At 50.6% G+C, this 14439-nt stretch carries 14 protein-coding genes; 12 read left to right on the top strand and 2 right to left on the bottom strand.

What is annotated here, in order from left to right:
• Positions 1 to 102: 102 nt before the first annotated feature.
• The 3 genes from FFM82_RS01665 to FFM82_RS01655 all read left to right on the top strand — a co-directional run bounded on the left by FFM82_RS01665 (position 103) and on the right by FFM82_RS01655 (position 3123).
• Positions 103 to 1335, top strand: a complete 1233-nt coding sequence (locus tag FFM82_RS01665; RefSeq protein WP_137644134.1) for an MFS transporter — start codon at positions 103 to 105, stop codon at positions 1333 to 1335.
• 348 nt (positions 1336 to 1683) lie between these two features.
• A complete protein-coding gene (locus FFM82_RS01660) occupies positions 1684 to 2556 on the top strand; it encodes an aldo/keto reductase (RefSeq protein WP_137644133.1) in 873 nt (290 codons plus the stop codon).
• Between the two features lie 111 nt (positions 2557 to 2667).
• Positions 2668 to 3123, top strand: coding sequence for a nucleoside 2-deoxyribosyltransferase (locus FFM82_RS01655; protein WP_137644132.1), 456 nt, complete (start codon positions 2668 to 2670; stop codon positions 3121 to 3123).
• A gap of 79 nt (positions 3124 to 3202) precedes the next feature.
• Here FFM82_RS01655 and FFM82_RS01650 read toward each other — a convergent pair whose 3' ends face one another.
• Positions 3203 to 3883, bottom strand: coding sequence for a DUF6198 family protein (locus FFM82_RS01650; protein ID WP_486336088.1), 681 nt, complete (start codon positions 3881 to 3883; stop codon positions 3203 to 3205).
• Between the two features lie 334 nt (positions 3884 to 4217).
• Between FFM82_RS01650 and FFM82_RS01645 the strand changes: the two genes are divergently transcribed.
• Both FFM82_RS01645 and FFM82_RS01640 read left to right on the top strand, forming a co-directional pair.
• Positions 4218 to 5912, top strand: a complete 1695-nt coding sequence (locus tag FFM82_RS01645) for an oleate hydratase (protein WP_137644131.1) — start codon at positions 4218 to 4220, stop codon at positions 5910 to 5912.
• Between the two features lie 104 nt (positions 5913 to 6016).
• A complete protein-coding gene (locus FFM82_RS01640) occupies positions 6017 to 7525 on the top strand; it encodes a hypothetical protein (protein WP_137644130.1) in 1509 nt (502 codons plus the stop codon).
• Positions 7526 to 7616: 91 nt separating this feature from the next.
• Here FFM82_RS01640 and FFM82_RS01635 read toward each other — a convergent pair whose 3' ends face one another.
• Positions 7617 to 7889 (bottom strand): hypothetical protein, encoded by a 273-nt coding sequence (locus FFM82_RS01635; RefSeq protein WP_137644129.1) that lies wholly within the window; start codon positions 7887 to 7889, stop codon positions 7617 to 7619.
• Positions 7890 to 8103: 214 nt separating this feature from the next.
• Here FFM82_RS01635 and FFM82_RS01630 point away from each other — a divergent pair, with 214 nt between their 5' ends.
• From FFM82_RS01630 to FFM82_RS01600, 7 genes are all read left to right on the top strand, one after another.
• Positions 8104 to 8436: a helix-turn-helix transcriptional regulator gene (locus tag FFM82_RS01630; RefSeq protein ID WP_137644128.1), complete on the top strand. Its 333-nt coding sequence runs from the start codon at positions 8104 to 8106 to the stop codon at positions 8434 to 8436.
• 29 nt (positions 8437 to 8465) lie between these two features.
• Positions 8466 to 9254, top strand: coding sequence for a hypothetical protein (locus FFM82_RS01625; RefSeq protein WP_137644127.1), 789 nt, complete (start codon positions 8466 to 8468; stop codon positions 9252 to 9254).
• Positions 9255 to 9530: 276 nt separating this feature from the next.
• Positions 9531 to 10022: an alcohol dehydrogenase gene (locus FFM82_RS01620; protein WP_137644126.1), complete on the top strand. Its 492-nt coding sequence runs from the start codon at positions 9531 to 9533 to the stop codon at positions 10020 to 10022.
• A 141-nt stretch (positions 10023 to 10163) separates the two neighbouring features.
• Positions 10164 to 10958: an SDR family NAD(P)-dependent oxidoreductase gene (locus FFM82_RS01615; RefSeq protein WP_137644125.1), complete on the top strand. Its 795-nt coding sequence runs from the start codon at positions 10164 to 10166 to the stop codon at positions 10956 to 10958.
• Between the two features lie 148 nt (positions 10959 to 11106).
• On the top strand, positions 11107 to 12021 hold the full coding sequence (locus FFM82_RS01610; protein WP_137644124.1) for an ABC transporter ATP-binding protein: 915 nt from the start codon (positions 11107 to 11109) through the stop codon (positions 12019 to 12021).
• Positions 12022 to 12026: 5 nt separating this feature from the next.
• Entirely contained in the window at positions 12027 to 13646 is a 1620-nt protein-coding gene (locus FFM82_RS01605; RefSeq protein ID WP_137644123.1) for an ABC transporter permease, read from the top strand.
• A 16-nt stretch (positions 13647 to 13662) separates the two neighbouring features.
• The gene (locus FFM82_RS01600) at positions 13663 to 14304 is read left to right on the top strand and encodes a TetR/AcrR family transcriptional regulator (protein WP_137644122.1); all 642 of its coding nucleotides are present in this window, start codon (positions 13663 to 13665) and stop codon (positions 14302 to 14304) included.
• Positions 14305 to 14439 lie beyond the last annotated feature (135 nt).

The following is a 14439-nucleotide window of genomic DNA, read 5'->3' as shown; positions in this document are numbered from 1 at the left end:
AACCGGCGGGTCCCCCGCTTTTTTGCGCTAAAATATGATAAGCTAACGAATGGAGAATACTTTTTAAATAAAGGAATCATTTTTAGAAGCGGAGATGAGTATGTGGATGACGCAGAACGCGCCCGGGGACCGTGGCGCCGAAACTTAAACGTCCTGTGGTTCTGTACCTTCGTTGCGGGAATGGCGTTTAGTGAAATTATGCCGTTTTTGTCCCTGTTTGTTAGCCAGCTAGGTGATTTTACGAAGGCGCAGGTCACTTTTTATAGTGGGTTAGCCTTCGCGGCGGATTACGCAATTTCTGCCATCTCCGCACCACTCTGGGGAATCCTTGCCGATCGTAAGGGCCGCAAAATTATGTTACTGCGCGCTTCTTTAGGCATGGGCATCGCCATGGGCTTAATGGGCTTTGTGACGAGTGTTTGGCAATTAGTCGCACTCCGAGCCATTCAGGGGGTCTTTGCTGGCTTTATTTCGAACGCGCAGGCGCTGGTTGCCTCGCAAACGCCGCGAAAGTACAGTGGCCGGGCGCTGAGCACCCTGATTACTGGGGCGGTCAGCGGTCAACTCTTTGGCCCGGTAGTCGGTGGCTTCCTCGCCCAAGTTTTTTCAATCCGAAACACGTTCTTTATTACCGCCGGCTTGTTATTCGTGGCTTTCTTACTGAGCCTGTTTTTCGTGGAAGAACACTTTAAGCCGGTGGAACACCACCGTGAACCGGGGGCTAGTCGGAACCCGTTAGCGGCCTTCAAGAACCCCACTTTAATTATTGTGATGTTATGTTCGACGGCAATCGTTCAGTTTGGGAACGCCTCAATCGCGCCGATTATTAGCTTGTACGTGCGGGAGTTGATGAATTATCGGGGCCCGATTACGGTGGTCGCGGGGATCATTGCCGCGTTACCAGGAATTTCTAACATTATCGCCGCACCACGGCTGGGCCGCTACGGCGACAACCACGGTTCTGGGCGGGTGCTCGTGTTTGGCTATATTTTTGCCGTCATTATGTACTTCCCTCAGGGGTTGATCTCGAGTGTTATCGTGTTAGGACTGTTACGGTTCGCAATCGGTATTTCTGACGGGGCGCTGTACCCGGAAATCCAAACCGTCTTAACGAAAAACACGCCGGCCCATTTAACGTCAACGGTCTTTAGTTATAATCAATCGTTTCAAGCGATTGGAAACATGCTGGGGGCGTTACTTGGTGGGATCGTCGCCGGTTGGTTTGACTATAACGCGGTCTTCATCATGACGGCGGTCTTATTATTGCTGAACTTAGGGTTGATCTTGTGGTTGGTACCGACGATTTGGCATAAAAATATGCAAACGGTTGAATAAGGTTGATTTAAAAAGGGGTGCTAAAGCTGATAGTAATCGGCTTTAGCCCCCTTTTTAAATTGCCAAAAATTGCGGACAAACGAGTTGCCTTCCAGTTACACGAAGCCGGTAAACTAACGCCATGAAAAAATAAAAGGGGCGTTTAAAATGGAAATTTTAATTGTGATTGCCATTGCGTTAGGCATATTAACGTTAGTCGGTGATCCAACCACGACACGGCCATCCCGGCGAACACGTCAATGGAAGTTTAAATCACGCGGGTAAAATGTTTGACCAGCTACCGGTTGCTGGGGGTAAACTAAGGGCGATTAATTGAAGGACAGTATTAATTTTGATAGGAGCGATTGGATGACAACGATTAATGCGGCGAACGCAGGCACGTATCAGTTTGATGATCAATTTAAAGTTAACCGGTTGGGCTACGGCGTAATGCAGTTGACCGGACCCGGAACGTGGGGGCCGTATGCCGATCCGGACAACGGCATCAAAGTGATTCAACGGGCCTTAGCCTACGGGGTTAACTTCTTTGATACTGCTGATTCGTACGGACCGTGGTACGCGGACCGCTACCTAGCTGCCGGTCTCAAGGGTGCGCAAAATCGGGACCAGGTATTCATTTCGGATAAGGTGGGGCAAACCCGGCAAGGACCCAATATTTGGACGCCCCACGGTGAGCCCAACTACTTACGGCAACAGGTCGAAGTTTCGATGATGACTTTGGGACTTGATCACGAAGACCTCGTCTTTTTGCACCGGATCGATTCGCACTTTTCAATTGAAGACCAAGTCGGTGAATTGAAGCAGTTACAAGATGAGGGTAAGATCAAGCATATCGGTCTAAGTCAAGTGACGGTCGATCAAATTAAAGCAGCCCAGAAGGTTGCGAAAATCGACGCCGTTGAAAACCTCTATAACGTTGCCAATCACCAAGACGATGACGTCGTCGATTACGCAGCTGAACAGGGGATGGCCTTCTTACCGTGGTTCCCACTGGCAACCGGTAAATTGGCGCAACCAGGGAGCGTCTTAAGCACGATGGCGCAAAAGTATCACGTCAGTCCAGCTCAAATTGCCTTGGCATGGTTATTGAAGCGTTCGGAAAACATTATTCCGATTCCCGGAACGAGTTCCGTGGAACACTTAGCCGATAACGTGGCGGCGGCGAACGTTGACCTGTCAACTGCCGACTTTAACGGGCTCAGCCAACTTAGTACCAAGTAAATAGTTTTAACCGCACTGGTCAGTTACTAGTGTGGTTTTTTGTTGTCAACTTGTGTTAGGAACGATTAACCGTTAAAATAAACCAACTTAAGGGTGAAAGGAATTGATAACGTGGCTTCAAGAATTGAAAGTACGACCCCGAGTGTTTATTTAGCGGGACCCTGGTTTACGGACGGGCAGCCGGAACGGTTGGCCAAAATCGAACAATTGATGAACGAGCTTAAAATCAGTTATTATAGTCCCCGTTTAGATGGAATCGATTTGACGCCGGACGCAACGGAAGCCGATCGTAACGCGGTTTTTGTGGATAACGTCGATCATTTGAAGCGGGCACAACTTGTTGTGGCGGTCGTTGATGGTTTTGATACTGGCACGATTTGGGAAACCGGGACGGCTTACGGGCTCAACATTCCGGTCGCTTATTATGGCGAAGCCTTAGCGGAGGGCACCTTTAACGTGATGTTGGCGAAATCTGGTAAGGCGGTTATCGAAAATATGGCTGATTTAGAGGCCTTTTTGCAGGATCCGACCAGTGACGCGTTCCAATATACCGGTACAATCCGTTAATTTTGAACGCTTGGTCAAAAATAGGTATAAAATAAAACTGGGAATCAGTGTTGATTAGCGCTGGTTCCCAGTTTTTGTTTTATGACGGGTAGTGATTCAATTTGAAGTTATGCACGAGCCGTGGGAAAACGAGCCGGTCGGCGGTGCTGATCAGCACACCGTTCATGAATAGTGAGTAAATGGTACCGATGTTGACCGCTTGGACTTGGTGCGTGATAAAGAAGGTGACCGTCATAATTAAAATCGGTGGTACGAAGTCAATTAGTTGTGAGGCGGTGGCGTTACCCTTCAAGTACATGAAGCGCAGGATGTTGGTCGTATCATCATTGGGGTGCATGAAAATGTTAGCCCGTTGATAAATTGAAATTGCGACGCAGAAAGTTGAGACACCAACAATCGATAGTAGCGCCCGAATTAACCAGGGTAAGTGCGGTAAGCCGAGCCAGGTGAGGCCGGCGATGAAGACGTCGATCAGGTAACTGAAACACAGCACAAAAATCAGTTCGCCGCCGAAGCGTGGTAAATCAACCCGGCGGATTAACAGTTGATTGGTTAGGGCGTTGATCAGACCCACGATAAAGAGTAGTAAGCCGACGTCCAGACCGATGGCGGCGTGTAGGTTCACGGCGGCCGCGGTCCACATCCCGCTGCCGACGTTGGCGGTCACGCACAGGGCGTTGCCGAGCGCGTTAAGTAGTAAGCTGAACACCAGCGCGGCAATTCGTGCGGGTAGTGAGTTATGCGCATTAGTTGGTCGCATTCAAAAAATTCCCCCTATATTGCTAATCAACTTCCATGGTAAGGCATGCACGCGCCCAGTAACAGGAGAAAAGGTCGCAAAAATCATAGATAAATTATATTATTTTGTAATATTAAATAGAAATAATTTAACAATTAGTAAAACGCCAATTGGAAAATCTTAATTTTTAAAATCGCTAAACGCTGGTATAACAAGGATCTTAAGGCGATTTATCGGTAGCTTAATGAAAAAAATGAATTTTTTTCGGCTCAAACTAGACAATCACTATCCAAGTTGTATAATGTACCTATAAGCGTTAACAAATACCTAAAAATTTCATTTTGGGGGCGTTATTATGGTTAAAAGTAAAGCAATTATGATTGGTGCGGGGCTTGCAAACATGGCTTCCGCTGTATATTTGATTCAAGATGGCCACTGGGATGGTAAGGACATCACGTTCTACGGTGTGGATATGCACGGTGCAAACGATGGTGGACCAACCACCGATTTTACCAGTGAATATTGGAACCAGAATCACCCGATGGAAAACACGACCGGGTACGTTGCCCGTGGTGGGCGGATGCTGAACTACCGGACTTACGTTGACGTGATGGACTTATTGGACCGGATCCCATCGGTTACCGAACCGGGGATGACGGCCGCTGAGGACACCCGCGACTTCGATTCGAAGCACCGGACCTACGATATCGCACGGTTAATGCAAGCGGGTAAGGGTATTATTGAAGCGGGCAAGTTGGGCCTGAACAATAAGGACCGGACGCTACTTAGCAAGTTGGTCATGATGCCGGATGACGAAGAAACCAAGTTGGATAACGTATCGATTGCCGACTACTTCAAGGACGATCCGCACATGTTCACCACGAACTTCTGGTACATGTGGGAAACGACCTTTGCTTTCAGAACGCAAAGCTCGGCTCAAGAATTGCGGCGTTACATGCACCAGATGATTTATGAATTTACGCAAATTGAACACCTGGTTGGGGTCAACCGGACCCGTTACAACCAGTTTGAAAGTATGATTTTACCGCTGATTAAGTACTTGGAAGGCCAGCACGTCAACTTTATCGATAATAAGATCGTGACCGACTGGCGCTTCAAGGACACGCCGATGCAAGATGAAATCACCGTAACCGGCTTAGTGGTCAAAGACGTTAAGACGGGGGATAGTGAAGAAGTTGAAGTCGATGACGACACCGCCGTGATCTTCACGAACGGCTCAATTACCGACTCGGCAACCATGGGGGACTACAACACACCGGCACCGGAAAACATGGAATATGGTATCAGTGCCGCCCTTTGGAAGAAAGCCAGCGAACGCTTCTACAACTTAGGGACCCCGGACAAGTTCTTTAACGACCGGCGTTCCAGCGAGTGGTCGAGCTTCACGTTAACGACTAAGAACCACCTGTTCTTAAACGAAATCGTACGGATCACCACCCAGGAACCTGGTAACGCGTTGAACTCCTTCCTGTCCACAACGCCAATTACGCCATTGAACCAGAAGGACGTTAACATGTCGATCGTGGTGCACCACCAACCACACTTTACGACACAGAAGCCAAACGAAACCGTACTTTGGGGCTACTTCCTGTACCCACGGCGTCACGGCGAATTTGTCCACAAGCCGTACATTGAAATGACTGGGAAAGAGATGGCCCAGGAATTGATTGGGCAATTATCTAAAGTCGATCCTGGTCCAGGGAACATTAAGGATAAGGAAAAGGAAATCTTGGATAGCATCATTAACTGCATTCCAGTTTACATGCCGTACGCTTCGGCCCTCTTCAACAAGCGGGCTAAGTCCGACCGTCCGGAGGTCTTACCAAAGCATTCCACGAACTTAGCCTTCACCGGTGAATTTGCCGAACAACCTTACCAGATGATCTTCACGGAACAAAGTGCGGTTCGTTCTGGTGAAATTGCGGCTTACCACTTTGCCGGCGTACCAATGGAGAACCTGGTCAAGACGCCACGTTATGATAAGGATCCGAAGACGTTGTTGAAAGCAACCAAGAAAATGTTTAGTTAATTGAAATTAGTTAGGAGCGCCCCGCGAGCAACCTTTGCGGGGCGCTTTTTGGCGCGCGTGTGGTATGCTAATAAGGCAGTTTTTTTGAGAGAGGAGGGGGTCTGGTGGCTACCACAACGACCCTGGTCACGCCCGCTGAAAACCGCTTTTTTCTGATGAGCGAGCGGACGCGCCGACAAAGTACCTTACAACAAATTAGTCAACTATTGCGTGAGCACGTGACGATCAAGGCGGACAGCGCTTTTTTAAAAAGCACCGTGCGTAATTTGATTATTCAGGAGCACGCCAACTGGTTGGCGGCCTGCAGTCACGAGTGGCAGTTACTCGCTAGCGAGCCGTTTGTGATCAATCCGAGTGCCAGCCGGCAACGGTGGCGGCACTGCCAACTATGTCATAAACCGGTGCGTTACGAATACCACGTTCAGGATAAGTACGATCACCGCCAACTGATCGTGGGATCGGAATGCGTTAAGAAGTTTATGAACGCGGAGACCCGCTACCTGATGGTGATTACGACGGAAGACAATGTACAGGCCGTTCAACAATATCAAACGCTAACGGCGCAACTACCGACCGTGCCAACCATCATGTTCGCACAGCCGTGGCTACCGGACCTCGGTGCCGACTACCGGCCACAAGCGACCGTGTTGCGGCAAACGACGACGGCGACGGTTACGAGTTACTTAAAACGGCGCGCGGCGGTGTTACCGTTAACCACGTTACGACCGGCTGAACAACGGTATCAGCAATTGGCGGCCTTAAATGACCAGCGCCGGCAGGACCAGCAACGCCAAGTTGTTGAACAACGGGAGCGCGAGCAGCAACAGCAACGCGGGACGGCCAAGGCGCGCGCGGCGAGTGCCGCCCACGCCTTTCAACATAGTCAGCCTTACCGAACGTATTTGCAACGCTTGGCGGCCATCATCGTGACCCGGCCGCAGCGTGAGCAAGCCAAGCAAGCGTTCGCCAAAGTACGTGCCCCGCACACGACCCGGCCGTTAGTGAACGGCTACCAGTTCGGTCAGATCGTCACGGAGTACCGCCAGATCGGACAGATTCAAGTAAAGCGCTTGGCAATGCTCGACCGCCAGTTTGTGAACGATTTAAACCAAATTACGCGCGACTTGGATTATCGCCAGACGACCCGCTTTTACGACGACCTTTATAATAGTTGTTGGGGCTGGACTTACCACCAGTCCACTGATCAACGGGCGGATTGGCAGCGGTTGTTAGCAACTCGCTGGGCGGACGGACTATCCGCCGAGTGGTTAAGCGCCGCAGCTGCGAGTGGTAATCCGGTTAAGTGGGTGACGGCTAACGCCGCTCAACCGCTGCAAAGCGAGTTACTGACCAGGTTACGTACCCGGCCAAACTTACAGCCGGTTCAGCGCCGGCAAGTGCGGCAACGGGAACTCCGGACGTTTTGTCAGCGGGAGCAGCCGGCCAGCGCGTCGTTAACTGAATTTCAACAGCGGTTTGACCAGTATTACCAACTAACACCGCAACAACAAGCCCAAGTTCACGAAACGTTGGCCTACTACTACGTGGCACACCAGTACACCGGTGACCACCGGGCCGCGTTGCAACAGTTTCAGTGGTTAATGGAACATTAGGGATGTTTCACGTGAAACAATGACGTGTGCGACCAAAAGGGACTGCCGGTATTTCGCCGGCAGTCCCTTTCGTGTTGAATAGGTGATTAGACTACGATTTGTCATGAACTTTATGTGCGAGGTAGTAGGCGCCCCATTCCGCTAACTGCCCCTTTGAGATGGCCTTTTCGTACCCCTGTTCCAACAGCTTCCGAAAAATCGGTGTGAACTGCGTCACCGCGGCCTGCGCTAAGATGCGGGCCTCCTCCTGATTGGAAACCTTTGAAAAATCAACGTCGACTTCGGGTTTGACGCCGGCTAAGGCCTTGATTGCCGCCGAAAAGATGACCGATTGTTGATCTAAACTAGTTGTATGAACTTCCATGTTGCCACTCCCCCTAAACGTTTAGTGTGGACGATATCATTATACCCGCGGGGTAGTGACCGGGGGTATTAATAGGCGCTACAAGTTTGCTGAATTAATCAAAGTTAGGGCGGTTGCGCGCTGCTGAGGCGGATGCGTGGAAAGTTGCATTCCCCTGGTGAAAGCGCCATAATTAAATTAATAATGTAAGCGCTTTTAAATTGGAGGGGTAAGCATGGCGGAGCAGTTTTACCAACGGCTAATCGATAAGTATGAGCCTATGACCGAAGCGGCCTTTTTGACGTTGATGAGTGTGCGCCAGCCGGTCAAAAGTGGCGATTTACCTGAAAAAATCGCGACGCTGACGCACGGGCAACTTCAGCTGGGCCTGGGCACGTTATTTACTAACTTACACGCAATGACGCATGATTATCTGATTACGGAACACGTCGACGCGGATGATCAGCATACTTATGAAATCACTGGAAGTGGCGAAGCGGTCTTGGCTGCCGAGTGCCGACGCTTAGCGTTACTACATCAGATTTGCACGGACGAACAAGTATTGTAGCCAGTCGTTATTAGGGGGGAGTGATCAGCATGTGGCGATACCGGGTATCGGTCAAGGGTTCAGCGAGTGAGCGCCGCTGGCTGAATCGGCGCGCGCAACACGGGTGGAAACTCACGGCAATTCACGGCAACTGGTACCGGTTTGCTAAGACGACCGCCAAGTTGCAGATTTTTAGTGAGTACGTTCCGAGTAAGCTCGCGGTGCCCCCTGGTTCGGCGCGCGGACCGTTTGAAGTGCTCGTGACGTGCCCGATTAACGAACCGGACGTCGTGGTATTGTATTCAGCAGCGGCTAAGGCCACCCACTTAATTAAGGGGAAGGTTGATAATGGTGACGCGACCCTCCAACTGAAAGTTGCGTTGGCGTTGCGCGCCCACCAATTGAACTTGATGAACATTTTCTTTATTGGTGGGCTAGCAATTGTGGCAACGCTGGGATTTAAAGGGATTTTGGTGGAACCGGCTTTGGATTGGACGATTGCACTGTGGTTAGCAATCAGTTTGTGCCCACTGTTGGTTGCGTTACGGGCGCACCGCCAAGTTGTCCGGTTACGGTTGCAGACCCAGCAATATCAAGATGCTTGGAAACCGACCCAGCACGTCTTTTTGAGCCACATGACCCAGGAGTTAGACGTTGAACGGGTAAAAGATCTGGGTGAATGGACACTCGTCGGTCATGGCAAGAACGTTTATTGGTACGACGTACGGACGTTGGCTAGTTTAGCGGAAATCAAGCAGGCGTTACGCCCGGTCGTGGGCCCGGATGTGGAGATTTCGGTACTCAGCTTTTTGGGCTTGGGACCAATTGGTTTTATGTAGATAATCCGTCGACAGGAACGCTGCCGACGGATTTTTTTGCGTTTTTTATAAAATAAATAATAATAAATGACAACATATAGAAATAGTAGTATTCTAAAAATGGTTACTAAAGCTGGAATGTGCGGTGTGTTGAGCCGTTATTTTTATTTATTAAAAAGTAAATAAATAATGTAATGAATATTTTAGTATTCGTCACATTATTTTCACAAAATCAGTTTATTTTATAATTACACGTTCGATAAAAACGAATTAGCAAAAAATTAACGAGGTGATTTGATGCGACTAAAAGATTTAACGGGTGAAACGTTCAGCCGTCTAACAGTAGTGGAACGGGCTGAAAGTGCACCAAACGGCAACGCGCGGTGGTTGTGTCAATGCACGTGCGGACGCCAAGTCGTCGTAGACAGCTACCGGCTGCGGAAAGGCATCACTAAGAGTTGTGGGTGCCTACGGGCAGATATCAGTCGTAAAAATATTTTTGAAAATCCAAAGACCCGTAAAAATATGGGTCGTAGTGATAACTTACCGTTATATCAGGGAACGTCGGTCAACCGGTTAAAGCCGAATAGCCGGAACCGCAGTGGTGTGATCGGGGTTTCGTTTGATCGCTGTTCCCAAAAATGGGTCGCACGGTTGATGTACCGCGGTAAACTGGTCTTGAACCAGCAATTTGCGGACATGGATGACGCAATCATGGCACGTAAACAGGCGGAAAAGCATTACGTAATGCCAGTTTTGGCTGAATACGAAAAAACAAGTGCTGAATAAGATTAACCACTGATTGGGAATTTTTCCCAGTTGGTGATTTTTTATTTCCCGGGAAATACTGGGACTAATTAATTGGCTTTTGGCAGTGGTACGAGTAGACTTAAGCCTCAATTACGTTGAAAGCGGAGGATTTAATTAGAGATGGAAATGCAATTAGCCCATAAACGGGTATTGGTGACCGGCTCCACTAAGGGAATCGGCCGCGCCATTGCCACGGCCTTTGCGCAAGAGGGCGCGGACGTGGTGATTAACGGGCGGAGTGCGACCACGGTTCAAGCAGTCGTTGACCAGCTTGCCAGCGATTACCCAGCAACGACCCCGTTAGCCGCACCGTTTGATATTAGTGACCCCGACCAAGCCACCGCGCTGTTTGAACGGGTGCCCACGGTTGATATTTTAGTTAATAATATGGGAATTTTTAAGCCGATGGCGTACGCCGAGATTGATGATGCCACCTGGGAACACTTTTTTAACGTTAACGTGTTGGCGGGTAACCGCTTAGCCAAGCACTACCTACCCGCGATGTTGGCCAACGATTTTGGTCGGATCATTTTTATTGCGAGCGAAGAAGCCATCATGCCGTCTGGGGAAATGCCCCAGTATTCAATGACCAAGACGATGAACCTATCCTTGGCGAAGAGTTTATCGAAGTTAACTGTTGGTAGTCACGTGACGATTAACACGATTATGCCCGGTTCGACCTTAACGGAAGGGGTTCAGCAGATGTTAGACACGATGTACGCGGATTCCGAGTTACCACGAGAAGCCTGGGAACATGATTTTATGGTTCACCACCGGCCGTTGTCGCAAATCCAACGGCTGATTCGGCCGGAAGAAATCGGCCGGCTGACGGTCTTCGTTGCCAGTCCGCTAGCTAGCAGCTTTTCGGGTGCGGCCATTCGGGCGGATGGCGGCCTCGTCCCGACGATTTATTAACGTGAATAAGTTTGATTACTTAGCAAACACCCGGATTATGGCGGGTGTTTTTATTAACTCAAGAATTGACTCGCCAGTCATTGACTTTCTGGTCAACAATGATTATGATAGTGCTGAATTCAAATAAAACGGGTTAGGAGTGAGCGGTATGGCACAAGCACCATTATTAAATGTGCACCATTTACAAAAAAAGTTTGGTCAATTTCACGCGTTAACCGACGTGGATTTTAAAATTTACCCCGGCGAAGTTTTTGGTTTTATTGGTCCCAACGGGGCCGGTAAATCAACGACAATTCGCATCTTATTAGGGCTAATTCGCGCGAGTGGTGGGCAGGCGACGCTCTTTGGTCAGGATGTTTGGCGTGATAGCGTGGCGATTCATCGCCGCATCGCCTACGTTCCTGGCGACGTCACCCTGTGGCCGAATATGAGTGGTGGCGAAATTATCGATATGTTTTTGCGACTAAATGGTGATCGGCATAGCGACAAAACGGAGACGCTGATTAAAAAGTTCGGCTTGGATCCGCGGAAAAAGGCGCGGACGTATTCAAAAGGGAATCGGCAGAAGGTGGCCTTAATCGCGGCATTTTCAATGGACGCCGACTTTTACATTTTTGATGAACCAACTTCGGGTTTAGACCCGCTCAACGAGCAGACTTTTCAGGCGGAAGTACTTGCATTAAAAGCGCGTGGGAAGAGCGTGTTATTGTCGAGTCATATCTTATCCGAGGTGGAAAAAATGTGTGATCGCATTGGCATTATTCGTGAGGGGCGCATCGTTGAAACGGGTACCCTGGCCGACATGCGGCACCTGACCCGCACAACGGTTGATGTGCAAACAACGGCACCGGTTACGGACGTGGCGGCACTAGCCGGGGTTCACGGGGTAACCGTCGAAACTGATCACCACGTGACCTTTGCGGTGGACGCGGATCAGTTGACGGCCATTATGGCGTTCCTAACTGAGAAGGGGCTCGTGGCACTGACAACTACGCCGCCGACGTTGGAAGACTTGTTCATGCGCTATTACCAAGGCGCCGACCAAGCAGTAGATGGGAAGTGAGCCGAATGACGTTAACGAAGTGGTTTACACGTACCAGTGCGTTGGTCAAGCTTAACTTACGCCGCGATTGGACCCAACTGGTTTTGTGGTGCGTCGTATTGGCAGGCTTGATGACGGCGGTGGCCGCCAAGTTCGACCAGATTTACGGCAGCCAGCGGGCGCTTAATGAAATCGTCAAAACGTTAAAAACCCCCGCAATGGTCGCCCTATTTGGACCGATGACGGCTAAGCCACCGTACACAACGGCAGCAGTATTTGCAGCCGAAATGTTGGTCTTTATGGCGTTGTTTATGGTCATTATGAACGTGATCATCGGCGTACGGGCCACCCGTCATGACGAAGACGCCGGCTTAACCGAATTAGTGACCGCCCACGCGGTTGGACGCGGGGCGCCGTTACTAGCCGCCATTGTTGAATTAACGGGACTAAACTTGATTTTAGGGTGCGGCTACGGCCTCGGCCTGCAACTGGCGGCGATGCCGGGCGCCGATTCGACGGGTAACTGGCTGATTGGTTTCGGTCTGGCTGCGGTGGGCTGGGCGTTCGGGATGCTGACGCTCGTCATGGCGCAACTAGCGGACAGTGCCGGTGGAACTAGCCGGCTAAGCTTTGCCGTTTTAGGCTTGCTATTTGTGTTGCGAATGAGTACCGACGTTAGTGACCCGCAGCTAACGTGGTGGGTCCCGTTTGGTTGGGTTGAAAAAATTAGTGCTTACCAGGCCAATGACTGGGCGCCGGTGTGGGCCTACTTATTGTTGGGATTACTGTTAGCCGTTCTTGCCATCGTTATTCGTTTGCGGCGGGACCTGGGGGCCGGCGTAATTGCGACGCGCCGGGGCCGCCAACGCGCGAGCTGGTGGTTACGGGGACCAGTCGGTTTAGTTTGGCGGCAAGCCCGCGGGGGACTAGTCGCCTGGCTGGTGGCGAACTTTGTACTGGGTGCGGCTTACGGCTCAGTGTTCAACACGATTGGCGACCTAGCGAAGACTAACCCGATGATCAAGCAACTGCTGGGGACTTCGGCACTGGCGGCGGCTAACCGCTTAGTGGTGAAAAATTTTGTGGCGGTCCTTGCCATCGTGATGGTAATTATTGCGTTGATTCCCGCCATTCAGTTGACGCTGAAACTAGTTGGTGATGAGCAAAAAGGTTACCTACATCAAGTTGGCGCGACCGCCGCGGCACGGTGGCACGTTTGGGCCGCTTATACGGGCTGGGGCGCGCTGGCCGGCGCAGCCGTTTTACTAGCGGGGTTAGCGGGCATGGCGGTGATGGGTGCCATCACGATGAACGACTCGTTAGCCTGGGCGTCATACTGGCACGTCTGGTTAGCGTACTTGCCGGCCATGCTGGTGATGATTGCCGTTGCCAGTCTGCTTGTGGGCTGGTTACCTAAGTGGCGCTACCTTGCGTGGGGCTGGCTCGGGTACAGTTTCTTCGCCGTCTACCTCGGGACCCTTTTAACGTTGCCGGAGTGGGCCCAGCACCTAAGTCCACTAGGCTTTGTTGACCGGGTCCCAGTTAAAGCGATTGATTGGTCGGTCAGTTGGTGGTGCCTGGGGTTAACTGTGCTACTATTAGGATTAGCAGCAATTGGTTACCGACGCCGCGACCTGGCGCAGTAACGGGGAGGACCGACTTATGACGAAAAAAGAGATTCCAAAGGACCCACAAAAGGTGGCCCGAATTATGCAGGCGGCCTGTCACGCTTTTGCCACGGCCGGTTACCGGGGGGCTAAAACGGACGTTATTGCCGCGGATGCGGACGTTTCAAAGGGATTGATTTTCCACTACTATGGCAGTAAACAGGGGTTATACGTGGCGACGATCCAGCACACGACCCAAGTGATTATTGATACGATTGACCCGGCAATTTACGACGTTCCCGCCGACCTAGTTGACATGATCGTGCGCGGGACCAAGTATAAAAGTGACTTTGGCCGCAGTCATCCAGACGAAATGCGTTTACTGATTAACGCGTACGGCGAGAGTGCGCACTTACCCGCGGCCGTTCAGAAACAGATGCGGGCGCTCTACGATCAAACGATTGCGACGTCGCGGCAAATGATTCGCAACGTCTTAAAGCAGATGCCGCTCCGGCCGGAATTGGATGAAGCGACCGTGGTGGACCTGATTGTCGGTGTATATAACCAGGTGTTTTCAGAGTTTCAAGCCCACATGGCGAAGCACCACGATGCGCAATCGATGGCCGACGTGCAGTGGGTCGTCGAACGAGCGAAAGCTTACATGGAAATTCTCGAACACGGCTTTGTTCAGCGATAGGCCTTAAACCGGTAAATGGGGAACCGTTTGCCGGTTTTTTGCCGACCAGTGTTGTAACCCCCGTTCATTAGTTTTCAGGGGCAAATTCATCAAAGTGTGGTAAGTTAAAGGTAATTAATTATCGAGGTGAGGACC

This window comes from Lactiplantibacillus plajomi (genome assembly GCF_005405405.1).
Lineage (GTDB): Bacteria > Bacillota > Bacilli > Lactobacillales > Lactobacillaceae > Lactiplantibacillus > Lactiplantibacillus plajomi.
Note: the sequence above shows the minus strand (reverse complement) of the source record. Positions and strands in the feature narration are given on the sequence as shown.